General features: G+C 73.5%; 21 protein-coding genes. 13 read left to right on the top strand and 8 right to left on the bottom strand.

The features are described 5' to 3' along the window. Nucleotides 1–25: 25 nt before the first annotated feature. Together ACFVVX_RS01220 and ACFVVX_RS01225 are read right to left on the bottom strand one after the other, a co-directional pair. Entirely contained in the window at nucleotides 26–970 is a 945-nt protein-coding gene (locus tag ACFVVX_RS01220) for a nuclease-related domain-containing protein (RefSeq protein WP_387940024.1), read from the bottom strand. 151 nt (nucleotides 971–1,121) lie between these two features. Then, complete coding sequence (locus tag ACFVVX_RS01225; protein WP_387940026.1) at nucleotides 1,122–1,628, bottom strand: ArsR/SmtB family transcription factor; 507 nt, start codon at nucleotides 1,626–1,628, stop codon at nucleotides 1,122–1,124. Between the two features lie 57 nt (nucleotides 1,629–1,685). Between ACFVVX_RS01225 and ACFVVX_RS01230 the strand changes: the two genes are divergently transcribed. Further along, nucleotides 1,686–2,597 (top strand): S41 family peptidase, encoded by a 912-nt coding sequence (locus ACFVVX_RS01230; RefSeq protein ID WP_387940028.1) that lies wholly within the window; start codon nucleotides 1,686–1,688, stop codon nucleotides 2,595–2,597. Nucleotides 2,598–2,783: 186 nt separating this feature from the next. Here ACFVVX_RS01230 and ACFVVX_RS01235 read toward each other — a convergent pair whose 3' ends face one another. Together ACFVVX_RS01235 and ACFVVX_RS01240 are read right to left on the bottom strand one after the other, a co-directional pair. After that, nucleotides 2,784–3,383 carry an HAAS signaling domain-containing protein gene (locus ACFVVX_RS01235; RefSeq protein WP_387940030.1) on the bottom strand — a complete coding sequence of 200 codons (600 nt, stop codon included), beginning with the start codon at nucleotides 3,381–3,383 and terminating at the stop codon, nucleotides 2,784–2,786. After that, on the bottom strand, nucleotides 3,380–3,748 hold the full coding sequence (locus ACFVVX_RS01240) for a PadR family transcriptional regulator (protein ID WP_387940032.1): 369 nt from the start codon (nucleotides 3,746–3,748) through the stop codon (nucleotides 3,380–3,382). The genes ACFVVX_RS01235 and ACFVVX_RS01240 overlap by 4 nt, the downstream gene beginning before the upstream one ends. 250 nt (nucleotides 3,749–3,998) lie before the next feature. Between ACFVVX_RS01240 and ACFVVX_RS01245 the strand changes: the two genes are divergently transcribed. The 6 genes from ACFVVX_RS01245 (at nucleotide 3,999) to ACFVVX_RS01270 (ending at nucleotide 12,507) form a co-directional block, all read left to right on the top strand. Further along, nucleotides 3,999–6,551 (top strand): ATP-dependent Clp protease ATP-binding subunit, encoded by a 2,553-nt coding sequence (locus ACFVVX_RS01245; protein WP_387940639.1) that lies wholly within the window; start codon nucleotides 3,999–4,001, stop codon nucleotides 6,549–6,551. A 127-nt stretch (nucleotides 6,552–6,678) separates the two neighbouring features. Continuing rightward, complete coding sequence (locus ACFVVX_RS01250) at nucleotides 6,679–7,893, top strand: sensor histidine kinase (protein WP_387940034.1); 1,215 nt, start codon at nucleotides 6,679–6,681, stop codon at nucleotides 7,891–7,893. Then, on the top strand, nucleotides 7,890–8,564 hold the full coding sequence (locus tag ACFVVX_RS01255; RefSeq protein ID WP_387940036.1) for a response regulator: 675 nt from the start codon (nucleotides 7,890–7,892) through the stop codon (nucleotides 8,562–8,564). Before ACFVVX_RS01250 ends, ACFVVX_RS01255 begins: the two co-directional genes overlap by 4 nt. Nucleotides 8,565–8,894: 330 nt before the next feature. Continuing rightward, nucleotides 8,895–9,179, top strand: coding sequence for an SHOCT domain-containing protein (locus ACFVVX_RS01260; RefSeq protein WP_387940037.1), 285 nt, complete (start codon nucleotides 8,895–8,897; stop codon nucleotides 9,177–9,179). Next, complete coding sequence (locus ACFVVX_RS01265; RefSeq protein ID WP_387940038.1) at nucleotides 9,176–9,931, top strand: ABC transporter ATP-binding protein; 756 nt, start codon at nucleotides 9,176–9,178, stop codon at nucleotides 9,929–9,931. The genes ACFVVX_RS01260 and ACFVVX_RS01265 overlap by 4 nt, the downstream gene beginning before the upstream one ends. Then, entirely contained in the window at nucleotides 9,928–12,507 is a 2,580-nt protein-coding gene (locus ACFVVX_RS01270) for an ABC transporter permease (RefSeq protein WP_387940040.1), read from the top strand. The genes ACFVVX_RS01265 and ACFVVX_RS01270 overlap by 4 nt, the downstream gene beginning before the upstream one ends. 161 nt (nucleotides 12,508–12,668) lie before the next feature. Here ACFVVX_RS01270 and ACFVVX_RS01275 read toward each other — a convergent pair whose 3' ends face one another. From ACFVVX_RS01275 to ACFVVX_RS01285, 3 genes are all read right to left on the bottom strand, one after another. After that, the gene (locus ACFVVX_RS01275) at nucleotides 12,669–13,568 is read right to left on the bottom strand and encodes a metallophosphoesterase family protein (RefSeq protein WP_387940042.1); all 900 of its coding nucleotides are present in this window, start codon (nucleotides 13,566–13,568) and stop codon (nucleotides 12,669–12,671) included. A 177-nt stretch (nucleotides 13,569–13,745) separates the two neighbouring features. Further along, nucleotides 13,746–14,105 carry a DUF4190 domain-containing protein gene (locus ACFVVX_RS01280; RefSeq protein ID WP_387940044.1) on the bottom strand — a complete coding sequence of 120 codons (360 nt, stop codon included), beginning with the start codon at nucleotides 14,103–14,105 and terminating at the stop codon, nucleotides 13,746–13,748. 67 nt (nucleotides 14,106–14,172) lie between these two features. After that, the gene (locus ACFVVX_RS01285) at nucleotides 14,173–14,328 is read right to left on the bottom strand and encodes a hypothetical protein (protein WP_387940045.1); all 156 of its coding nucleotides are present in this window, start codon (nucleotides 14,326–14,328) and stop codon (nucleotides 14,173–14,175) included. A gap of 119 nt (nucleotides 14,329–14,447) precedes the next feature. On the opposite strand from ACFVVX_RS01285, the gene ACFVVX_RS01290 reads away from it, so the two are divergent. The 6 genes from ACFVVX_RS01290 to ACFVVX_RS01315 all read left to right on the top strand — a co-directional run bounded on the left by ACFVVX_RS01290 (nucleotide 14,448) and on the right by ACFVVX_RS01315 (nucleotide 21,125). Further along, nucleotides 14,448–15,077: a TetR family transcriptional regulator gene (locus ACFVVX_RS01290; RefSeq protein WP_387940047.1), complete on the top strand. Its 630-nt coding sequence runs from the start codon at nucleotides 14,448–14,450 to the stop codon at nucleotides 15,075–15,077. 120 nt (nucleotides 15,078–15,197) lie between these two features. Next, nucleotides 15,198–16,109: a serine protease gene (locus ACFVVX_RS01295; RefSeq protein WP_387940049.1), complete on the top strand. Its 912-nt coding sequence runs from the start codon at nucleotides 15,198–15,200 to the stop codon at nucleotides 16,107–16,109. A 123-nt stretch (nucleotides 16,110–16,232) separates the two neighbouring features. Next, nucleotides 16,233–17,741 carry a S28 family serine protease gene (locus ACFVVX_RS01300; protein WP_387940051.1) on the top strand — a complete coding sequence of 503 codons (1,509 nt, stop codon included), beginning with the start codon at nucleotides 16,233–16,235 and terminating at the stop codon, nucleotides 17,739–17,741. 198 nt (nucleotides 17,742–17,939) lie between these two features. Further along, nucleotides 17,940–18,569 (top strand): TetR/AcrR family transcriptional regulator, encoded by a 630-nt coding sequence (locus tag ACFVVX_RS01305; protein ID WP_387940054.1) that lies wholly within the window; start codon nucleotides 17,940–17,942, stop codon nucleotides 18,567–18,569. Further along, a complete protein-coding gene (locus ACFVVX_RS01310; RefSeq protein ID WP_387940056.1) occupies nucleotides 18,553–20,187 on the top strand; it encodes an acyl-CoA dehydrogenase family protein in 1,635 nt (544 codons plus the stop codon). Before ACFVVX_RS01305 ends, ACFVVX_RS01310 begins: the two co-directional genes overlap by 17 nt. Further along, the gene (locus ACFVVX_RS01315) at nucleotides 20,184–21,125 is read left to right on the top strand and encodes an amidohydrolase family protein (RefSeq protein ID WP_387940058.1); all 942 of its coding nucleotides are present in this window, start codon (nucleotides 20,184–20,186) and stop codon (nucleotides 21,123–21,125) included. Before ACFVVX_RS01310 ends, ACFVVX_RS01315 begins: the two co-directional genes overlap by 4 nt. Before the next feature lie 99 nt (nucleotides 21,126–21,224). Here the strand turns inward: ACFVVX_RS01315 and ACFVVX_RS01320 are convergent, their stop codons facing one another. After that, a complete protein-coding gene (locus ACFVVX_RS01320) occupies nucleotides 21,225–22,097 on the bottom strand; it encodes an inositol monophosphatase family protein (RefSeq protein ID WP_387940060.1) in 873 nt (290 codons plus the stop codon). Nucleotides 22,098–22,175 lie beyond the last annotated feature (78 nt).

Here is a 22,175-nt window from a genome sequence, read left to right on the forward strand (position 1 = left end):
CATTTGTCTGCAGCGACGGGCCGAGCTAGCCGGGGTTCCTGTTGCGGTTGCCCATCTGGTTCCAGACGTGGCGGTGTCGTGCGATGGCGAAGACCCGCTCGATGCGGTCCGGTGTCAGCTGCGGCGGCGCGGCGGCGAGGTTCGGGGCGATCTGCTCGCCGGCGACGACGGTTACGGGGGAGGCTGCCCCTTGGGTGATCTTCCGGGCGCCCACCACGGCGATGACCGGGTGGACGGGTACCTCGAAGCCGCACCACTTCCTGAGCAGTTCCGCCGTTCTGGTGGCCTCGAAGGCGGCGTTCGCCAGGTACGGGAAGCTGTTGCGGTTGACGCTCACCATCCTCTCGCCGACCCGTACGGTGGCGTCCGGGTGGTGTTTGGTGTTGATCGTGAAGACGCCCGGCGGGCCGATCGCCACGTGGTCGATGTCGGCGCCGCTCGGCAGCGGCACACCGTGCAGGATCCTCCAGCCGGCACGCCTCAGCGGTTCCAGGCCGGCGCCGACGATGCGTTCGCCCTCCAGCCCCAGGAGGGTGGCCGGGGCCCCGAGGGGGTTGCGGGTCGCCTTGGCGACCAGGCGGACCCACACGTTGTGCGCCTGCTCGTCCCGCCGGAGCATGCTCTCCAGGCCGGCGCCGGGGGCGTTCAACGCGAGGTCGTCCTCGGTGCGCAGGGGCGGGAGGTAGGGCACACTCACCCGCTGCTGCGGTACTGCCGGTTTGGCCGGCTCCGGCGGAGCGGCGGGCTTGGGGCGGTGCCGTACGGTGCGCGGCGGTATCGGCTGGCCGGAGGACGCGCACCACTCCTCGATCTTTGCCAGTGCGGCGGCGGCACGCTCGGGATCCTCGACCTCGACCATGCCGGTCAGGCAGTCGAGCCACGCGACCGCAGCACCGCGGACACCGGCTCTGTTGACGTACAGCCGCCACTTGTCCGGCTTCCGCCACGGCCTGACCGTCAGCTCTTCCATGCGGCTCTGCCCTCCCCAGTTCAGATGCCTGACACATCATCAGCATGCCCGCTCGGCGTCGGGCGTGAACGCCGCGGGCGCGGCTTGCGGCATGGTGAGGATCCATCAGTTGATCGGCGCGGCAGGCGTTTTGCGGGATTGGCGACCGGCCCTACTCCTCGGCCTGCCGGTAGAGCGTCACCAGGACTCCGTGTACCGGCTCGCCCTCCGAATCCTCCTCCGTCTCGTCGACCAGTCCGGCCAGCGCCTCGGCGAGCCGCGCCGCATTGGCCGGGCTGAGTCGGAGGTGGCGCAGTGCCAGGAGGTGGTCGGTGGGTGAGCGGTCCAACTCCTGGGCGACGGCGCCGAGTAGCGCGGCCGTGCCCTCGGCCTGAGGCTCGGCGACGATGAGTGTCCCGGCGGTCCGCCGGTAGTACTTCTCGGTGCCGCCGCGCACCTGCCGCGTTCCCGCGTCCTGGACCAGCCCCGCCTCGCGCAGCACCCTGAGGTGGTGGGAGACGCTGCCCTTGTTTGCTCCCAGCTGAGTGGCGAGCCGGCTGATCGTCGACGGCCGGCCGCGCAGGGCGAAGAGCAGGCGCTGGCGCAGGGGGTGGGCGAGCGCGGTGTGCTGCAGTGGCGTGCTGATCCGCTGGACGTCTTCGTCTGGTCGGTGGCTCACCAGAGCAAGCGTTAAGTACAGTTGACGCTTTGGCAAGCCCGCTGGTCTACTCCCCCCATGACTTCCACCGTATCGCCGCCTGCACTGGACGCCGTCGCCGTCGTCGAGTCGACCGCCGACCTGGTCTGCGAGAACTACGTCTTCCCCGATGCCGCTGGGCAACTGGCGGCCCTGCTGCGGCGCCGGAGTGCCGAGGGTTCCTACCGGGCCGAAACCGCCCAGGAGTTGGCCGAAGCGGTCACCGCGGACCTGCAGTCCGTCAATGGTGACCTGCACCTGTCCCTCAAGTACCACGCCGTGCCGGTGCCGCCTGAGCAGGGCGCAGCGGCGCTCGCCGACATGCGGAGGAAGTTCGACGCCTCCCTGGGCGGTGTTCCGCGCGTGGAGCTCCTCGACGGCGGCGTCGCGGTCCTGGAGCTCGCACCCTTGATCTTCCCGCTGGACTGGGCGGCGCAGCCCCTTGCCGCAGCGCTCTCGCTGGTGGCACCCGCCCGCGCCCTCGTCCTGGACCTGCGCGGCAACGCCGGTGGCGATCCGGACACGGTCGCCTTCATCTGCGGCTACCTGCTCGACGGCCGCACACACCTCAACACCATGGTCTCGCGGCAGGGGGAGGTGGCCGAGCAGTCCTGGACGCCCCCGTTCGTACCGGGCGCCCGCTTCGGCGGCAGCAAGCCGCTCTACGTGCTGACGAGCGGAAAGACCTTCTCCGCAGGTGAGGAGCTCGCCTACGACCTGCAGCAGCTCGGGCGTGCCGAGGTCGTCGGGGAGACCACCCGGGGCGGCGCGCATCCGCGCGATGGCTGGACGGTGCACCCGCACCTGGAGCTCAGCGTGCCCATCGCCCGCGCGGTCAACCCGGTCTCGGGCACCAACTGGGAGGGCGTCGGCGTCCGGCCCGATGTGCCGTGCGAGGCCGAGACTGCGCTCGACCGCGCGCTGGCCCTGGCCGTGACGCGCTTGACCTGACCGCCCAGTTGATCGCGGGGTACTCGCCCGATCGACGGTCTCAATCCTGCGCTTCCGCGGGCTTGAACCTGTCCAGGTTCGCTGCGTCCCCGGGATCTCGGATCTCATCCCGGATGATCCGGCGCCCGCTCCGTAAGTCCTGGGAGCTCAGTCGCTCATGGAACGTCAGGGAGCTGGCGCAGCGGCTCACGCGGTCCGGCGGAGGCGGGCGGCGGAGCGGTGGAGGCGGATGGCGGCGAGGACGGGGAGGGGCACGGACAGGAGGAGGACGGTCAGCAGCGTCAGGGGGGTGAGGCCGCCGAAGGTGGTGGAGAAGGCGACGGCGAGGGCGAGAACGGGGGCGGTGACGAGGGGCGAGAGGGCGAGCACGGTCGCCTGACGCTTCTCGCGGCGGGACCACTGGGGGGACTTCCACAGGCGGATGAGGCCGGCGACTGTGGCGGCGGGGGCGAGGAGCAGTCCGAGGACGGGGACGAGTGCGGCCGGCAGCGGCAGGACGAGCAGGCCGAGGGTGATGGCGGTGCGGCGGGGGCTCTCCGGGGCGGGTTGGGCGGCGGGTTCCTCGGCGAGGGCGGCCGCGGCGATCTCGGCGGGCGTGCCGAGTTGGTCCAGGATGCGGCGGACGGCGGTCTCGTCGGAGGGGTCGGACTCCGCCAGGGCCACCTCGACGTGTTCGCGCAGGTCCGCGAGCAGTTCCCGGCGGCGGACCTCGGGGAGCGCCGTGGTCCGGTCCTCGACCGAGGACAGGAAGGAGCGGACGAGGGGGTGGGCGAGGGTGTTGGTCACGTCGGCTCTCCAGGGGTGAGGAAGTGGTCGACGGCGGTGCGGAAGGAGGGCCAGTTCGCGGTGAACTCCTCCAACGCGCTTCGGCCGGCGTCGGTCAGCGTGTAGTACCTGCGCGGGGGGCCGCTCTCGGACTCCTGTAGGTGGGTGTCGGCGAGTCCGGTCCGGCGCAGGCGTGACAGCAGGGGGTAGATCGTGCCCTGGCTGGTGGCCATCACCTCGACGCGGGCGAGTTCCGCCAGCAGTTCGACCCCGTAGCGGGGGCCGTCCCTCAGCAGGGCCAGGACGCAGTACTCCAGCACCCCTTTGCGGAGCTGGCTCGCCACTCGGCCATCCGCTTCGGGGATACTTGCATTGCCATCTACCATGCAAAGCAAGCTACCACGGATCGTGCGTGCCCGGCGCTCCGCGGATCCTCCGGTGATCTGTGGGGCAGGGGGACCGGGGGGCAGGGGCAGGGCGTCAGGGCCGGTGGGCTGCGCGGAGGCGACCGGCGTCACGCGGGTGGCGGACGGCCCCCGGACCGGGGTCCCGGGTCGGGCCGTCCCGACAGGCGGCCCGCTGCCGCCTGTGTTTGTGTGGGCCCAAACCGCCTGGGAGAGGTGATCCACCGTGACGATGCCCCCGTTCGGATCGAACGATCCGTTCTCGGATCTGCTCAGCCGCTTCTTCGGGATGAGTCCGACGGCCTCCCCGCCCGCCGTGCAGCGGGTGCCGATCGGGCGGCTGCTGAGCGAGTCCTCGCAGGAGCTGCTGGCGCTGGCCGCGCAGCGGGCCGCCGAGGACGGGGGCAGCGACCTGGACACCGGGCACCTGGTCTGGGCCGCCACCCGGGTGGAGCCGTCCCGCCGGATGCTGGAGCGCTCCGGGATCGACCCGGACCGGCTCGCCGAGGACCTGGGCAAGGCCCTGCCCACCGGGGACACCGCGGCGGCGCCCGAGGGGCGGCCCTCGCTCACCCCGTCCGCCAAGCGCGCCCTGCTCGCCGCGCACGCCCGTTCGCAGGCGGCCGGGGCCTCGTACATCGGGCCGGAGCACATCCTCGGCGCGCTGTTGGAGGAGGAGCGCTCGGGCGCGGGATCGGCCCTGCGCAACGCGGCGCCCTCGCAGGAGGCGCTGCGGACCGCGCTGGAGGGGCGCGGTGCAGGTGGTGAGCGCAGCGGCGCGGGCGCGCAGCCGAGCGGGACGCCCACCCTGGACGAGTACGGCCGCGACCTCACCGAGGAGGCCCGGGCCGGTCGGCTGGACCCGGTGGTCGGCCGCGCCGAGGAGATTGAGCAGACCGTCGAGATCCTCTCCCGCCGCACCAAGAACAACCCCGTCCTGATCGGCGAGCCGGGTGTCGGCAAGACCGCGATCGTGGAGGGCCTGGCGCAGCGGATCGTCTCCGGGGACGTCCCGCAGAGCCTGAGGGAGAAGCGGGTGGTCGCCCTCGACCTCACCGCGCTGGTGGCGGGCTCCAAGTACCGGGGCGAGTTCGAGGAGCGCCTGAAGTCCGTGATCGACGAGGTCACGGCGGCCGACAAGAGCGTGATCCTCTTCCTGGACGAGCTGCACACCGTGGTCGGCGCGGGCGGCGGCGGCGAGGGCTCGATGGACGCGGGCAACATCCTCAAGCCCGCGCTGGCCCGCGGCGAGCTGAGCGTGGTCGGCGCGACCACCCTGGACGAGTACCGCAGGCACGTCGAGAAGGACGCCGCGCTGGAGCGCCGCTTCCAACCGGTGCTGGTGCCCGAGCCGAGCGTCGAGGAGACGGTCGAGATCCTGCACGGACTGCGGGACGCGTACGAGGCGCACCACCAGGTGCGGTTCACCGACGAGGCGCTGGACGCGGCCGCCTCCCTCTCCGACCGGTACGTCAGCGACCGCTTCCTGCCGGACAAGGCGATCGACCTGCTGGACCAGGCCGGTGCGCGGGTCCGGCTGCGCAGCCTGAGCGGCTCCACCGAGGTGATGCCGGTGCAGGACCGGATCACCAAGCTGCGCCGGGAGCTGGAGGAGGCCGTCGCGGACGAGGAGTTCGTGCGGGCCGCGAACCTGAAGAGCGAGCTGCGCCAGACCGAGGACGAGCTGGCCGCGATGGCCGAGTCGCGCGAGGAGGTCGTCGCGGTCACCGCCCAGGACATCGCCCAGGTGCTCTCGGGCCGCACCGGCATCCCGGTCGCCGAGCTCAACGCGACCGAGCGCGAGCGGCTGCTGAAGCTGGAGGAGCACCTGCACCGGAAGGTGATCGGCCAGGACCAGGCGGTCACGGCCGTCGCCCAGGCGGTGCGGCGCGGCCGGGCCGGGATGGGCGACCCGGAGCGGCCGACCGGCTCCTTCCTGTTCCTCGGTCCGACCGGCGTCGGCAAGACCGAGCTGGCGAAGGCGCTGGCCGCGCTGCTGTTCGGGGACCCGGACCGGATGATCCGCTTCGACATGAGCGAGTTCCAGGAGAAGCACACCGTCTCCCGGCTGGTCGGCTCCCCGCCCGGGTACGTCGGCTACGAGGAGGCGGGCCAGCTCACCGAGGCGGTCCGCCGCAAGCCGTACAGCGTGCTGCTCTTCGACGAGGTGGAGAAGGCCCACCCGGACGTCTTCAACCTGATGCTCCAGGTGCTGGACGACGGACGGCTGACGGACGCCCAGGGGCGCACGGTCGACTTCCGCAACACCGTGGTCATCATGACCAGCAACATCGGCTCGCAGCGGATCCTGGACCACGCGGGCAACGTGGACGAGATCCGCGAGGACCTGATGCGGGACCTGCGCGGGCAGTTCCGTCCGGAGTTCCTCAACCGGATCGACGAGGTGATCGTCTTTCACGCGCTCACCCGCAAGGACCTGCTCTCGGTGGTCGACCTGCTACTGGAGCGCAGCCGGCGCCGGCTGAAGGCCCAGGGCGTGGGACTGGAGGTGACCGAGGGGGCCAAGGAGTGGCTGGTCAACCGGGGCTACCAGCCGGAGTTCGGGGCCCGGCCACTGCGCCGCACCATCCAGTCGGAGCTGGACAACCGGGTCTCCAACCTGCTGCTGGACGGCAGTGTGCGGGAGGGCGACACCCTGATCGCGTCGGTGGAGGACGGCGGGCTGGTGGTGACGCTGGCCCGGCCGGAGGCCTCGGCGGCGGGGGAGGACCTGGATCCGGGGGCGGCGCCGACGGGGAGCCTGGCGGGGCCCGGCGGGAAGTGAGGTACGCAGCCGGGACGTGCCCCTGTACGTGCTCTGGGCAAGCTCCGGGCGTACTCCCCGGGGAGTACGCCCGGAGCACGCCGACGGGTGACGCGCGGGACCGGGCCCGGGGTCTAGCCTTCCGGGCATGACGCCGCCTACGCCCGAACCGCCGGACGAGCACCCCGAGCCGTGGATCCCGCCGTGGGTGCGGGCCGCCAAGGCCGGCTGGCCGGTCGCGCTGGCGCTGGTGGTCGCGGTGCTGCAGGTGGTCGGGACGGGTGCGGCGGCCCGGCACCAGCACGACCGGGCCGGCCTGGACGCCCTCGGCTACGCGCTGCTGCTGCTCGGGCCGGCGCTGCTGGTGCTGCGCCGGCGCCGGCCGTTGGCGGTGGTCGCCGGTACCGCGGCCGTCACGGTGGTGTACCTGGTCGCCGGGTACCCGTACGGGCCGGTCTTCGCGAGCTGGGTGATCGCGTGCTGCGTGGCGGTCCAGGCCGGGTACCGGTGGGCCGCCTGGGCCGGCCTCGGCGCGGTCTACCTGACCCATCTGCTGACCACCTTCGTGGTGCCCGCGGACTGGCTGCGCGCGCCGTCGTCCGCCATCGTGTGGTGGCAGGAGCTGGAGGTGGTGGCCTGGCTGCTGCTCGTGGTGTCGGTCGCCGAGCTGGTGCGCTTCCGGCGGGAGCGGATCGCCGCGCACCAGGCGCACCGCCAGCAGCTGAAGGAGCGCCGGGCGAACGACGAACGGCTGCGGATGGCCCGGGAGTTGCACGACATCCTGGGGCACAGCCTGTCGTTGATCACCGTTCAGGCCGGGGTCGGCCTGGAGCTGTTCGACACCCGGCCCGAGCAGGCCCGCGCGGCGCTGGCCACCATCAAGGCCACCAGCAGGGAGGCGCTCGGCGAGGTCCGCCAGGTGCTGGGGACGCTGCGCGGTCCCGAGGCGGCGCCGCGCGGCCCGGCGCCCGGGCTGGCCCGGCTCGACGAGCTGACCGAACAGGCGGACCGGGTCGGGCTGGAGGTCGAGGTGCACGAGACGGGCCGCAGGCGCGAGCTCCCCGCCGCCGCGGACCTGACCGCCTTCCGGATAGTCCAGGAGGCGCTGACCAACGTGGTCCGGCACTCGGCGGCCCGACAGGCGGCCGTCGTCCTGGACTGGACCGACCCGGCGGCCCTGCTCGTCGAGGTCGTCGACCCCGGGCCGGCCGTCCTCGGCGACGCGGGCGGCACCGGCAGCGGGCTGGCGGGGATGCGGGAGCGGGTGGCCGCGTTCGGCGGCACCATCGAGGCGGGGCGGGTGTCGACCGGCGGGTTCCGGGTCCGGGCGGTCCTGCCGACGGCCGAGGTGGAGGACAAGTGATCCGAGTACTGCTGGCGGACGACCAGAGGCTGCTCCGGGCGGGCATCCACGCGCTGGTCGACCTGCAGGAGGACATGACCGTGGTCGGCGAGGCCGTCGACGGGGAGGAGGCCGTCCGGATGGCCCGCGAACTCCTCCCGGACGTCGTCCTGATGGACATCCGGATGCCCCGGATGGACGGCCTGGAGGCGACCCGGCAGATCGCCGCCGACCCGGCCCTCACCGCGGTGCGGGTGGTCGTGGTGACCACCTTCGAACTGGACGAGTACGTCTTCGAGGCGCTGCGCTCGGGCGCGGCCGGCTTCCTGGTCAAGGACACCGAGCCGGCCGACCTGCTGCGTGCCGTACGGGTCGCGGTGCAGGGGGACGCGCTGCTCTCGCCCGGGGTGACGCGGCGGCTGATCGGCGAGTTCGCCGTCCGCTCCAAGGCGCCGGAGGCCGCGGCGGTCCTGTCGGACGTCTCCGTGCTCACCGAGCGGGAGCGGGAGGTCCTGGCGCTGGTCGGCATGGGCCTGTCCAACGAGGAGATCGCCCGCCGGCTCGTGGTCAGCCCGCTCACCGCCAAGACGCACGTCAGCCGGGCCATGGTGAAGCTCGGGGCCCGGGACCGGGCCCAACTGGTCGTGCTGGCCTACGAGTCGGGGTTGGTGCGGCCGGGCTGGCTGGGCTGATCCGGCCGCGGGGCGGCGGCGGCCGGGCTCCGGCGCCGCCGCCCGCTTCCGGCTGCCCGCGCGCCCGGGGTACCGGGTCGCCGCCGTGCTCCCGCGCCGTGCTCCTGGGCCGTCCTCCCGCGCCGTGCTCCTGGGCCGTCCTCCCGGGACGCGGTCGCGGTGGCCGCCGTACTCCCGGCCCGTTGCCGCGGCGGCGTTCGTACTCCCGGTGGAGTATCCCAACTGCCGCTGTCGGTAGGACGCGAGAGTACGCCCCCCGGCGGGAGGCTCAAGGCACCTCGGGAAGCGTCCCGGGGCCCGTGAAAGCCACCGCCGAGGAGCTGAACCACCATGTACACGCTGCTGGCCGACCACGACGGGCACTGGCCCGGCCCGTGGATCCTGCTGATTCCGCTGGCCTGGGCCGCCGTGGTGTTCCTGGCGATCGTCGTCCTGCGCCGGACGTTCTGGCGCCGGGGCTGCGGCGCGGGGCCGGACGCGCCGCTGGCGGTCCTGGGCCGCCGCTTCGCCGAGGGCGACATCGACGCGGACGAGTACCGCGCCAAGCGGGCCGTCCTCACCGAGCCGCACCGCGAGCAGGGCCGCGCGCAGTACCGCGGGGGGACGGGCAAATGACCACCCTCGATGTCGTGCACGACACCGCCGCGCGGGTCGCCGACGCCGTCAAGATCTACGGCGTCGGCGGCACCGAGGTCCGGGCGCTGGACCACGTCACGGTCGGGTTCCCGGCCGGGCGGTTCACCGCGATCATGGGCCCGTCCGGTTCCGGGAAGTCCACCCTGATGCACTGCGCGGCGGGTCTCGACACCCTCACCGCAGGCACCGCGCACATCGGGGACACCGAGCTCGGCCGGCTCGGCGACCGGCGGCTGACCCTGCTGCGCCGCGAGCGGATCGGCTTCGTGTTCCAGGCCTTCAACCTCGTCCCCACGCTGACCGTCCGGGAGAACATCACCCTCCCGCTCGACCTCGCCGGCACCGCCCCCGACCAGGCCTGGCTGGACGGGCTGATCGACGTCGTCGGCCTCGGCGACCGGCTGCACCACCGCCCGAGCGAGCTCTCCGGCGGCCAGCAGCAGCGCGTCGCCGTGGCCAGGGCGCTCGCCGGACGGCCGCAGGTGGTCTTCGCCGACGAGCCCACCGGCAACCTCGACTCCCGTACCGGCGGCGAGGTGCTCGGTCTGCTGCGGCGCGCGGTGGACGAGATGGGACAGGCCGTCGTCATGGTCACCCACGACCCGATGGCCGCCGGGTACGCCGACGAGGTGCTGTTCCTCGCCGACGGCCGCCTCGTCGACCGGATGGACCACCCCACCGCGGGCCGGGTGCTGGACCGGATGAAGGCCTTCGAGAAGGGCCGCTCATGAGCTCCTCCTCCGCCGCCCTGCGCATCAGCCTGCGCTCCCTCAACTCCCACCGCCGGCGCCTGGCCGGCACCCTCCTCTCGATCCTGCTCGGGGTCTCCTTCCTGACCGGGACGATGGTGCTCGGCGACACCCTGCGGGCCAACTTCGACACCCTCTTCGCCGACGCCAACGCCGGTACCGACGCGGTGGTCCGCAGCGCCGACGTCCTGGACTCCCCGGGGACGCCGGGCGGGGTCCGGGCGCCGGTCGACGCCGCGCTGGCCGACCGGCTGCGCGGCGTGCCGGGAGTGGCCGCCGCCGAGCCGTCCATCCAGGGCGCCGGGCAGCTGGTCGGCAGCGACGGCAAGGCGATCGGCGGGCAGGGACCGCCCACCCTCGCCGGCAACTGGCTCGCCGACAGCCGGCTCAACCCCTACCGGCTCGCCGAGGGCCGGGCCCCGGCCGCACCCGGCGAGGCGGTGGTGAACCGGGGCGCGGCGAAGACCGGCGGACTGCACCTCGGCTCCACCACCGTGCTGCGCACTCCGGATCCGGTGACGGTCACCATCGTCGGCATCGCCACGTTCGGGGAGAGCGCCGACGGGATGGGCCCGAGCACCTTCACCGCGCTGACCCTCGCCGACGCCGAGCGACACCTCACGCCCCGGGGAGCCGGGCAGGCCAGCTCGATCCAGGTGAGGGCGGCGGGCGGCCTCTCGCAGCGCGACCTGGTGGCGAGGATCGGTCCGCAGCTGCCGGGCGGCGTGGAGGCGGTCACCGGCGCGGCGGCCACCCAGGAGAGCACCGCGATGGTGTCCGGGCGCTTCCTGAGCATGTTCACCACGCTGCTGCTGGTCTTCGCGGGGATCGCACTGCTGGTGGCGACCTTCACCATCCACAACACCTTCGCCATCGTGGTCGCCCAGCGGACGAGGGAGAACGCGCTGCTGCGGGCGCTCGGCGCGGTCCGCGGCCAGGTCCTCGGGGCGACGCTGGCGGAGGCGGTGGCGATCGGTGTGCTGGCCTCGCTGGGCGGGCTGCTCGGCGGAATCGGGGTGGCCGCGGGGCTCAAGGCGCTGTTCTCGGCGCTCGGCTTCTCGCTGCCGACCGGCGGCATGGTGATCAGCACGGCCGCCGTGGTGCTGCCGCTGCTGGTCGGCACGGCGGTGGCGGTGGGCTCCGCGCTGCTGCCGGCCGTCCGGGCCGGTCGCACCGCGCCGCTGGCGGCACTGCGCGAGACCGGTGTGGACCGGGCCGCCCAGGGGCGCTCCGGCCTGGTCCGGGTGGTGCTGGGCGCGCTGCTGGTCGCCGGCGGGGTACCGACCGCCGTACTCGGGGCCACCGACGGCCCGTCCGTCCCGTTGACCACCGGCGGCGCGCTCGCGGTGCTGGCCGGGGTGGTGGTGCTCGGCCCGGTCGCCGCCGCCTTCGCCGTCCGGGTGCTGGGTGCGCCGCTGGCCCGGCTGCGCGGGGTCCCCGGCACGCTGGCCCGGCGCAACGCGGCCCGCAACCCGCGCCGTACGGCGGCCACGGCGAGCGCGCTGATGATCGGTGTCGCGGTGGTCACGCTGTTCACGGTCTTCGGTGCCTCCATCAAGGCCACCCTGGACGACACCGTGGACGCCTCCTTCGCCGGCGACCTGGCCGTCACCGCGCCCTCGTTCGGCGCGGGCGGCAGCGGGGTCAGCCCGAAGCTGGCCGATGCGCTCGCCCAACTGCCCGAGGTACGGCAGACGGTGGGCCTCGGCCGCGGTGTGGCCCGGATCGACGGCCACGGGCGGGTCCTGGACGTGACCGATCCGGCGCGGCTGGCCGGGATCGTGGACCTCGGCCGGGTCGACGGCGCGCTCGACGCCCTCGGCACGGACGGACTGGCGGTGTCGCGCAGCGAGGCGGCCCAGCGCGGCTGGCGGCTCGGCCAGAGCGTCACGGTGGGCTTCGCGGACGGCGCCGGCGGCCCGTTCACCGTCCGAGCCCTGTACGAGGGCGGGGGGCTGGCCGGCGACTACCTGATAACCCGGCAGGCCTGGGCCCCGCACCGGGGACAGGACGCCGACACGATGGTGGCCGTCGGGCTGAGGAGCGGTGTCGCGCTCGGCGCCGGCAAGGCCGCCGTGGAGAAGGCGTCCGCGCCGTTCGGCAACCCGCGGGTGCAGGACCGGGACGCGTACGCGGAGAGCGCCGCGGGCGGCGTCGACATGATGCTGTCGGTGGTCTACGCGCTGCTGGCGCTGGCGGTGCTGATCGCGCTGCTCGGCATCGCCAACACGCTGACGCTGGCCGTGCACGAGCGGACCAGGGAGCTGGGGCTGCTGCGGGCGGTCGGGCAGACCAGGGCGCAGCTGCGGGGCATGGTGCGCTGGGAGTCGGTGCTGGTGGCCGCGTTCGGGACGGTCGGAGGGCTCGGCCTCGGGGCGTTCCTGGGCTGGGCGCTGGTCCGGGCGTCGGACAGCGCGGGCACCGGGTCGTTCGCGATACCGCCGGGGCAGCTCGCGGTGGTGCTGGCGGCCGGGTTGCTGGCCGGTGCGGTGGCCGGGCTGCGTCCGGCGAGCCGGGCGGCGCGGTTGGACGTGCTGAGGGCGATCGCGACGGAGTGAGGGCGGGCGGGGTGGCGATGGGCGGGACGGGCGGTGGCGGGGAGGGCGGTGGCGGGGCGTGGACCATGGGCCCCGCCGTCCCTCGCCCCACCGCCGCCTCGCCGTCGCCCACCCGGCTTTGACGGCCTTCAGTCGACCTTCAGCTGACCTTCAGCCGGCCTTCAGTCGGCCTGCGGGAACACCTGCCGCAGCAGCGGCTTCGGCAGGCCGCGGCGGTTCCACTCGCGGGGGTAGCCGAGCGAGACCTCCTCGAAGCGGACGCCGTCGTACGTGGTCTCCCGGGGGATGTGCAGATGGCCGTAGATCATCGCGGCGGTGTTGAAGCGGCGGTGCCAGTCGGCCGTCAGCTCGGTGCCGCACCACTGGGCGAACTCCGGGTACCAGAGGATCTCGGTGGGGTGGCGGACCAGCGGGTAGTGGTTGACCAGGACGAGCGGCAGCTCCGGGTCGTGGGCCGCCAGCCGCTGCTCGGTGAGCCTGACGCGCTCGCGGCACCAGGAGTCGCGGTCCGGGTACGGGTCCGGGTGCAGCAGGCGCTCGTCCGCGCAGACCACACCGCTGGCGTACGCGGCCTCCAGGGACTCCTCCTTGGTGGTCGTCCCCGGCGCACGGAAGGAGTAGTCGTAGAGCAGGAACAGCGGGGCGACGGCGACCGGTCCGCCGGCGCCCTCCCAGACGGGGTACGGGTCCTCGGGAGTGACGACACCGAGGCTGCGGCACAGCTCCACCAGGTGCTCGTAGCGGGCCACACCGCGCAGTTGCACCGGGTCGTCGGGGTGGGTCCACAGCTCGTGGTTGCCGGGGGCCCACACCACGCGTGCGAAGCGTTCGGCGAGCAGGCCCAGAGCCCACTCGATGGTGGTGGAGATCTCGGCGATGTCCCCGGCGACGATCAACCAGTCGTCGGGGGAGTCGGGTTGCAGCTTCTCCACCAGGTCGCGGTTCTCCTGGTAGGAGACGTGCAGATCGCTCACGGCGAGCAGTTGGCCTCCCCGCCCGGCTCCCCCGCCCTGCCCCGATCGTGCGTCGCTGTGCTGCTCGGTCGTCACTCCAGCCCCCATGTCGTCACCCGGCCGATGTCGCCACAGTACGGGTGTCGGCCGCCTCCGCGCCGCAGGTTGGCTGGATCAGTCGTTCGACAGGGTGGCGTGGCCTGCGAGATTGGCCTGTACGAGTGCCGTGCCGCCTGTACGAGTGTCACGTGTGCGATTGCCACCTGTTCGGACCGCCCCCGGGGCTCAGTCGCCGATCTGCCAGAGCACGCCGTGGCCGCCGGCGGTGGTGACGGCCAGGATCGCCAGGGCGGCGACGCCCAGGGCGAGCCCGAGTACGGCCCGTCCGCGGCGGTGGGTGCCCCGGACCAGGGCGAGCGTGCCGAGGGTGATGGCGAGCGGCCCGAGGACGATGTTGAAGAGCAGCAGGCCGGGCAGGCCGAGCAGGAAGGAGGCGACGGCCAGGTTGTCGGCCTCGGCGGTGGACGGGGACCGACGGTCCCTGGCGGTACGCGGGCCGGTGGCCGCGTTGACGGCCGGGCCGGTGGCCGCGTTCGTGGCAGGGCTGACGGTCGCGTTCATGGCCGCGTTCGCGGTCGCGCTCATGGTGGTGGCTCCTTCGGTGGGCGTCTCGGACGGGGTCGGTCGCCGAGGTCGCGGGGCTGCCGCGCCCTCAGCGCTGCCGCAGGCGGCTGAGGTGCTCGCGGGCGCCGAACGCCAGCAACCAGGCGGCGATGGCCCCGGCTGCGGTGAGGAAGACCGGCAGGGAGGTGTGGGCGGCGGCGCCCACGAGGACGCCCATGGCGACCAGGGCGGTGAGCAGGATCATGGTGTGGCCCCTCCGGCGGGACTCGGCCCGGCAGCGTTCGGTTTACAAGTGTTCGCTGAATCCGTTGCCACTCTACGCCTGGCTGGCCAAAGTCGGCAAACACTTGTTTACTGAATGGCGTGAGTCGCACCGTCGGGGCCAGGCAGGCCCAGAAGCAGCAGAGTCGGCGCGCCTTGCTGGACGCGGGGCTGCGCCTGTTGGTCGATCAGAACCTGGCGAGCCTCGGCGTGCGCGAGGTCACCCGGGAGGCCGGACTGTCGCCGGCCGCGTTCTACCGCCACTTCCCGGATCTCGCCGCACTCGGCGTCGCCCTGGTGGAGGAGTCGCTGGCCAGCCTCCACGTACTGGTCCGCGCCGTGCTCGCCGGGGAGGGCGGCGCCGAGGAGCTGATCGACCGGACGGTGGACGTCATCGAGCAGCACGTCCGCGAACACCGCCCGCACGTCAGGTTCCTGGCGCGCGAGCGGCACGGGGGAGTGCGGCCGGTGCGCGAGGCGATCGACGCCGAGATGGGCCGGTTCGCCGAGGAGGTCGGTGCGGCGCTCGCACTCCAGCCGGTGTCGCAGGGGTGGAGCGGCGAGGACCTGAGGATGCTGGCCGAGCTGTACGTCGACCACGTGGTCTCCACGGCCGCCGCCTTCCTGGAGGCGCAGGAGACGGACCCGGCCCGCGAGCGGCGCATCGCCGCCACCGCCCGGCTCCAGCTGCGCCTGATCAGCCTCGGCCGCCGCCACTGGCAGGGGAGTTGAGGGGATGACCGGCGGTCGGGCGACCGGAATGTGTCAATGACCTCTCGGTCGCTGCGGGACTCTTGACATCACGTCATGTCCGCGACAGCTTTGGTGCACCCCCACACCGAGAGGTCTCTCATGAAGAAGCCGCTCATAGGCATGCTCGCCGCGCTCGTGTTCGCCGGGGCCACCGCCCTGGCCGGAGCCTCCCCCGCAGCTGCCGCACCGGCCACGCACGCACCGGTCACGCCCGCACCGACCGCGCCCGTCGCGGACATCGCCCAGGCCTCGCAGGACCAGCAGTCGCAGGTCGCGGCCGCCGTCAACTTCGCCGGCACGGTGGCGCTCAGCAACTGTTCGGGCTCGCTGGTCCGCCTCCCCAAGTCGACCGCGAGCGACCCGGCCCTGATCCTCTCCAACGGCCACTGCCTGGAGACCGGGATGCCTGGTCCCGGCGAGGTGGTCGTCAACCGGTCCTCCAGCCGCACCTTCTCGCTGCTCAGCTCGACCGGCTCGAAGCTCGGCACGGTCCGGGCCACCAAGGTGGTCTACGGAACGATGACCGACACCGATGTGTCGATCTACCAGCTGAACACCAGTTACGCCTCGATCCAGTCGCAGTACGGGATCGCCCCGCTGACCATCGCCGCGACCCACCCCGCGCAGGGCACCTCGATCAAGGTCGTCTCCGGGTACTGGAAGAAGATCTACTCCTGCTCGGTCGACGGCTTCGTCTACCGCCTCAAGGAGGGTGACTGGACCTTCAAGGACTCGGTCCGTTACACCTCCAGCTGCAACACCATCGGCGGCACCTCCGGCTCGCCCGTCGTCGACACCGCCACCGGCCAGGTCGTCGCCGTCAACAACACGGGCAACGAGGACGGCGAGACCTGCACCGTCAACAACCCGTGCGAGGTCGACCAGAGCGGGAAGGTGACGGTCCGCAAGGGCATCAACTACGCCCAGGAGACCTACGGCATCCCGGCCTGCTTCGCCGCCGGCAACCGCCTCGACCTCACCCTCTCCGGCTGCACCCTGCCGCGCCCTTGACCAGCACTTTCGTTCCGGTGGGCCATCCGCGATCCGCGGGTGGCCCACTCGGCCGTCTACCGGGCGGCCGAGCTGTCGGTCAGTACCACTGATCTGTTGATCCATTGACCCGATGGAGAGTTGATGTCCACCAAGCTCAGAAGACTGCTGGTCGCCGTTCTGCTGATACCCCTGCTCGCCGTCGGAGGCCTGGCGGCGCCCGCGTTCGCGCAGGGTGCCCCCGACAGTGCCCAAAGCGCCCAAAGCGCCCAAAGCGCCGACAGCGCCGACAGCGCTGCCGGAGCCCCCGCGGCCTCGGGGGACATCAAGGCCCGCCTGGCGGCGATCCCCGGGATGACCGTCACCGAGGAGCAGCCGACGGACGCCGACCACCGCTACTTCCTGCTCACCTACACCCAGCCGATCGACCACTCCCGCCCCTGGCTGGGCACCTTCCAGCAGCGGCTCAGCGTGCTGCACCGCGGTTTCGACCGCCCGACCGTCTTCTACACCAACGGCTACAGCCTGCGCACCACTCCCTCGCGCACCGAGCCGACCCGGCTGACCGACGGCAACCAGGTCTCCATCGAGTACCGCTACTTCACCCCGTCCCGTCCCGAGCCGGCCGACTGGACCAAGGCCGGCATCCGCCAGGCCGCCGCCGACTCGCACCGGATCATCACCGCGCTGAAGCGGATCTACCAGCACGAGTGGCTGTCCACCGGCGCCAGCAAGGGCGGCATGTCCTCGGTCTACCACCGCCGCTTCTACCCGGACGACGTCGACGGCACCATCGCGTACGTGGCGCCGAACGACGTCGACAACCGCGAGGACGCCGCCTACAGCGCGTTCTTCCGCAACGTCGGCACCCCCGAGTGCCGGGCCACCCTGGAGGCCGCCCAGCGCGAGCTCCTGGTCCGCCGCGACCGCCTGGAGGCCCGCTACACGGCCGACAACGCCGCCGCCGGTTCGACCTTCACCACCACCGGCAGCGCCGACCGGGCGTACGAGGCGGGCGTGCTCGACGTGGTCTGGGCGTTCTGGCAGTACAGCACCGAGGCGGACTGCGCCGGCGTCCCGACGGCCGCGTCCACCGACGACCAGCTGTACGCCTGGTTCGACTCCCAGTCCGGCATCACCGGCAACAGCGACCAGTCGCTCGCCGGGTACACCGCCTACTACTACCAGGCGGGCACCGAGCTGGGCTCGCCCAGCTTCGACGTCTCCCGCCTCAAGGGCCTGCTGCACTACGACTACAACGAGCTGTACTCGCCGCGCACCTACGTGCCGAAGAACATCCCGCTGCGCTTCGACCCCTCCGCGATGCGTGACATCGACCGCTGGGTGAAGAACTCGGCCGAGCGGATCATCTTCGTCTACGGGCAGAACGACCCGTGGGGCGCCGAGCCGTTCCGCCTCGGCCGGGGCAGCGAGGACAGCTACGTCTACACTGTGGCCGGCGGCAACCACGGCTCCAACATCGGCAAGCTGTCGGCCGGGGATTCGGCCGCGGCCACCGCCAAGGTCCTGGAGTGGGCCGGTCTCGGCGACGCCGACGGCGCCTCCGCCCGCTCCCTCACCGCGGCCCACCGGATCCCGCCGTTCGGCCCGCTGGACGCCGAGGGTCTGAAGCTGGAGCGCGACCGCCCGTAGCGGCGGCAACCGCACACCTCCGAGGGGTCACCCGCCGGCGCACCGGACCGGCGGGTGGCCCCTCGCCCTGTGCAACCACCGCACCCCCTGACGGGCCGCCCGATCCAGCCCCCGGCCCCCCGACCCGCCCCCCGGCGCGCCGCTCGAAGTACCGCCCGCCCCCTCCCCGAAGCAGTGAATCAGTGCTTCAATGCTTCCATGGCCTACCGACGCACGCCCGCCGTGCAAGCCCGCCTGGACGCCCAGCGCGAGGCGGTGCTCCAGGCCGCCGTCGGGCTGCTCGCCGAGCGCGGCTACGGCGGCTGCTCGATGGCCGCCGTCGCGGACCGCGCCGGGATCGCCACCGGCAGCCTCTACCAGCACTTCGCCAACAAGGCCGAGCTGTCCGTCGAACTGTTCCGCCGGGTGGTCACCCGTGAGATCGCCGCCGTGAACGAGGCCGTGGCCCGTCGGGAGACCCCGCTGGAGCGGATCGCCGCCGTGGTCGAGACCTTCGCGGCCCGTGCCCTGCGCGCCCCCCGGCTCGCCCACGCGCTGCTGGTCGAACCGGCCGACGCCGTCGTGGACGCCGAACGCCTGGTGTTCCGGCGGGCGTTCCGCGATGTGATCGCCGCCCAGATCACCGCCGCCGTGGCGGCCGGCCGACTGCCCCGCCAGGATCCGGAGCTGACCGCCGCCGCACTGGTCGGCGCGGTCGCCGAGGCCCTGGCCGGACCGCTCGCCGCGGCCCGCACCCCCGTCTTCGGGGACACCCCGCCCGAGGTGGTCCCCGCTCTGGTCTCCTTCACCCTGCGTGCCCTGGGAGGACGCGATGACAGCGACGCATGAGGTCACCAACCAGGTGCCCCTGCCGTACGGACAGGACACCGCCGCCGACCCGGCCCTGCTGGCCGCCCTGCACCGCGCCGGCGCCGGCTGGGCCGAGCCCGAGCTGCACGAGCTCGGCCGCCTGGCCGGCTCCGAGCAGGCCGCCGAGTGGGGCCGGACGGCCAACGAGAACCCGCCGGTGCTGCGCACCCACGACCGCTTCGGCCACCGGATCGACGAGGTGGAGTTCCACCCGTCCTGGCACGAGCTGATGCGCACCGCCGTCGGCCACGGCCTGCACGCCGCGCCCTGGCGGGACGACCGCCCCGGCGCGCACACCGCCCGGGCCGCCAAGTTCCACGTCTGGGGCCAGGTCGAGGCCGGCCACACCTGCCCGATCTCGATGACCTACGCCTCGGTGCCCGCGCTGCGCGCCACACCCGCGCTGGCCGCGGAGCTGGAGCCGCTGCTGGCCTCCACCACGTACGACTTCGGGCTGCGCGAGCCGCACGGCAAGCGCGGTCTGATCGCCGGCATGTCGATGACCGAGAAGCAGGGCGGCTCGGACGTCCGCACCAACACCACCACCGCCGTCCCGCAGGCCGACGGCACCTACCGGCTCAACGGCCACAAGTGGTTCACCTCGGCGCCGATGTCCGACCTCTTCCTGACGCTCGCCCAGGCGCCGGGCGGGCTCAGCTGCTTCATGCTGCCGCGGATCCTGCCGGACGGCGAGCGCAACCGCCTGCTGCTCCAGCGGCTCAAGGACAAGCTGGGCAACAAGTCCAACGCCTCCGCCGAGATCGAGTACGACGGCGCGGTCGGCTGGCTGGTCGGCGAGGAGGGGCGGGGCGTGCCGACCATCATCGAGATGGTCAACATGACCCGGCTGGACTGCACCGTCGGCGCCGCCTCCGGCATGCGCCTGGGTGCCACCCGGGCCGTCCAGCACGCCATGTACCGAAGGGCGTTCGGCAGGGCCCTGGTCGACCAGCCGCTGATGCGCAACGTCCTCGCCGACCTGGTCGTCGAGTCCGAGGCGGCCACCACCGTGGCGATGCGGCTGGCCCACGCCACCGACCGGGCCCTCGCCGGGGACGCGACCGAGGCGCTGGTGCGACGGCTGGGGCTGGCCGTCGCCAAGTACTGGGTCTGCAAGCGCGGTCCGGCGCACGCAGCCGAGGCGCTGGAGTGCCTCGGCGGCAACGGCTACGTCGAGGAGTCCGGCATGCCCCGGCTCTACCGCGAGGCGCCGCTGGTCTCGATCTGGGAGGGCTCCGGCAACGTCGCGGCCCTGGACGCGCTGCGCGCCATGGCCAAGCACCCGGAGACCGTCGAGGCCTTCCTCGGCGAACTGGACGCGGCGGCCGGCGCCGACCGCCGGCTCGACGCCGCCGTCGCCGGACTGCGCAAGCAGCTCACCGACCTCAGCGACCTGGAGTACCGCACCCGCCGGCTGGTCGAGTCGATGGCACTGGCCTTCCAGGGCGCCCTGCTGGTGCGCCACGGCGACCCGGCGGTGGCCGACGCGTTCTGCGCCTCCCGGCTGGGCGGGGACCACGGCGCGGCCTTCGGCACCCTGCCGGCCGGACTGGACGCCGGGGCGATCATCGACCGCGCCCGCCCGGTGCCCGCGTGAGCGCGCTTCCCGGCCCGGGCACGCTCCAGGGCCAGGGCGGCCCGGGCCGCCCTGGCGCCGAGGCGGCCGAGGTCCGGGCCTTCTGGCAGGGCCTCGGCCTGCCCGGCCTGATCGACGTCCACACCCACTTCATGCCGCAGAACGTCCTCGACAAGGTCTGGGCGTACTTCGACGCGGCCGGCCCGCTGGTCGACCGGCCCTGGCCGATCACCTACCGCCAGGCGGAGGACGAACGCGTCGACTGGCTGCGGGAGTTCGGGGTCCGGGCGTTCACCGCGATGCTCTATCCGCACAAGCCCGGGATGGCGGCCTGGCTGAACGCGTGGGCCGCCGACTTCGCCGCCCGCACGCCCGACTGCCTGCACACCGCCACCTTCTTCCCCGAGCCGCAGGCCCCCGACTACGTCGCCCGCGCACTCGCGGACGGCGCCCGGGTGTTCAAGGCGCACCTCCAGGTCGGCGGGTACGACCCGGCGGACCGGCTGCTGGACGAGGTCTGGGGCCTGCTCGCCGACACCGGCACGCCCGTGGTCACCCACTGCGGATCCGGACCGGTCCCCGGCAAGCACACCGGGCCCGGTCCGATCGGCGAGGTGCTCGCCCGCCACCCGCGGCTCACCCTGGTGGTCGCCCACCTCGGCCTGCCGGAGTACACCGACTTCCTCGACCTCGCCGAGCGCCACCCCCGGGTCCACCTCGACACCACCATGGCGTTCACCGACTTCGTCGAGCGGGACACCCCGTTCCCGTCCGCCGAACTGCCGCGCCTCGGGCGGCTGCAGGGCCGCATCCTGCTCGGCAGCGACTTCCCCAACATCCCGTACCGGTACATCCACCAGCTGGACGCGCTGGCCGGGCTGGGCCTGGGGGAGGAGTGGTTGCGTGCGGTCTGCCACGACAATGCGGCCCGCCTCTTCGCACTGCCCGCCGACAACTGACCACCAGGCACCGGCCATCGGGACCTGCCCGCCGACAACTGACCACCGGGCACCGGCCACCAGGCACCGCCCGCCGGGGCCGGGCACCGGCGGCCGGCCTCAGCCGACCGCCCGCAACACCCCCACCGCCGCGCCGTGCAGGCCCGGCGCGGCGGCGAGGAACCCGTCGGACGCGGCCGTCCAGGCCGCCCCGGCGGTGTCCGTCACCGTCGCGCCCGCCTCACCGGCGATCAGCGCGCCCGGCAGCAGGTTGCCCGCGTCGGCGCCGTACTCCCAGAACATCGCCAGATGCCCGGAGCCGACCTGGGCGACCTGCAGCGAGGTCGGCCCGAGGTTGCGCACCGCCATGACCTCGCCCAGCAGCGCCGTCAACGATTCGCCGGCCCGCCGCCGCGCCACCGGGTCGGCGCCCACCAGCGGCGGCTGGCTCGTCCCGGCGACGGCCACCGCCAACTCCCTTTCCACCGGCGTGATCGACCGGCCGTCCAGTTCGGCCCCGCCGCCCAGCACCGCCCGGTACGTCCGCCCGCCGAGCTGCGGTGCGTGCACCACGGCCAGCACCGCCCGCCCGTCCCGGACCAGGGTCGCGGTGACCGCCCAGTGCGGCATCCCGAGCAGGTACTGCACGGCGCCGTCGGTGGCGTCGCAGACCCACCACTCGCCCTCGGCGGGCACCGAGCCCGCCAGTTCGTCCGCCACCCACCCGGCTCCCGGCCGCAGTTCGCCCAGCCGCCTCCGCAGCAGCCCGGCGGCCGGGCCGTCCAGCTCGGCGAAGTGCGCCATCGCCTCTGCCACCGTCCGGGCGGGGGAGGGCTCGGTGGGTCGCGCCGACGCCAGCAGCGCCCCGACCTCCCGCACGGCGGCCTCGACCCCGGGCAGCAGCTCCCGGAGCTCCCCGATCCCCTGGAGCTCCCCGATCCCCTGGAGCTCCCCGGTCCCCTGGAACTCCCCGATCTCCTGGGACTGCTTCATCGTCCTGCTCCTGTCTTCCACTGGCTTCCGCCGACCGACCGACGGACCGGTCCGCCGGTCCGACCGGACCAGGAGTAC

The organism is Kitasatospora sp. NPDC058170 (assembly GCF_042883905.1).
Lineage (GTDB): Bacteria > Actinomycetota > Actinomycetes > Streptomycetales > Streptomycetaceae > Kitasatospora.

Excerpts from the sequence above, each read along its gene's own strand:
- ACFVVX_RS01245 (WP_387940639.1), top strand. The coding sequence starts at position 3,999 with ATGCCCCCGTTCGGATCGAACGATCCGTTCTCGGATCTGCTCAGCCGC.
- ACFVVX_RS01260 (WP_387940037.1), top strand. The coding sequence starts at position 8,895 with ATGTACACGCTGCTGGCCGACCACGACGGGCACTGGCCCGGCCCGTGG.
- ACFVVX_RS01275 (WP_387940042.1), bottom strand. The coding sequence starts at position 13,568 with ATGGGGGCTGGAGTGACGACCGAGCAGCACAGCGACGCACGATCGGGG.
- ACFVVX_RS01300 (WP_387940051.1), top strand. The coding sequence starts at position 16,233 with ATGTCCACCAAGCTCAGAAGACTGCTGGTCGCCGTTCTGCTGATACCC.
- ACFVVX_RS01270 (WP_387940040.1), top strand. The coding sequence starts at position 9,928 with ATGAGCTCCTCCTCCGCCGCCCTGCGCATCAGCCTGCGCTCCCTCAAC.
- ACFVVX_RS01220 (WP_387940024.1), bottom strand. The coding sequence starts at position 970 with ATGGAAGAGCTGACGGTCAGGCCGTGGCGGAAGCCGGACAAGTGGCGG.
- ACFVVX_RS01240 (WP_387940032.1), bottom strand. The coding sequence starts at position 3,748 with ATGGTAGATGGCAATGCAAGTATCCCCGAAGCGGATGGCCGAGTGGCG.
- ACFVVX_RS01305 (WP_387940054.1), top strand. The coding sequence starts at position 17,940 with ATGGCCTACCGACGCACGCCCGCCGTGCAAGCCCGCCTGGACGCCCAG.
- ACFVVX_RS01320 (WP_387940060.1), bottom strand. The coding sequence starts at position 22,097 with ATGAAGCAGTCCCAGGAGATCGGGGAGTTCCAGGGGACCGGGGAGCTC.
- ACFVVX_RS01250 (WP_387940034.1), top strand. The coding sequence starts at position 6,679 with ATGACGCCGCCTACGCCCGAACCGCCGGACGAGCACCCCGAGCCGTGG.
- ACFVVX_RS01310 (WP_387940056.1), top strand. The coding sequence starts at position 18,553 with ATGACAGCGACGCATGAGGTCACCAACCAGGTGCCCCTGCCGTACGGA.
- ACFVVX_RS01265 (WP_387940038.1), top strand. The coding sequence starts at position 9,176 with ATGACCACCCTCGATGTCGTGCACGACACCGCCGCGCGGGTCGCCGAC.
- ACFVVX_RS01230 (WP_387940028.1), top strand. The coding sequence starts at position 1,686 with ATGACTTCCACCGTATCGCCGCCTGCACTGGACGCCGTCGCCGTCGTC.
- ACFVVX_RS01295 (WP_387940049.1), top strand. The coding sequence starts at position 15,198 with ATGAAGAAGCCGCTCATAGGCATGCTCGCCGCGCTCGTGTTCGCCGGG.
- ACFVVX_RS01280 (WP_387940044.1), bottom strand. The coding sequence starts at position 14,105 with ATGAGCGCGACCGCGAACGCGGCCATGAACGCGACCGTCAGCCCTGCC.
- ACFVVX_RS01285 (WP_387940045.1), bottom strand. The coding sequence starts at position 14,328 with ATGATCCTGCTCACCGCCCTGGTCGCCATGGGCGTCCTCGTGGGCGCC.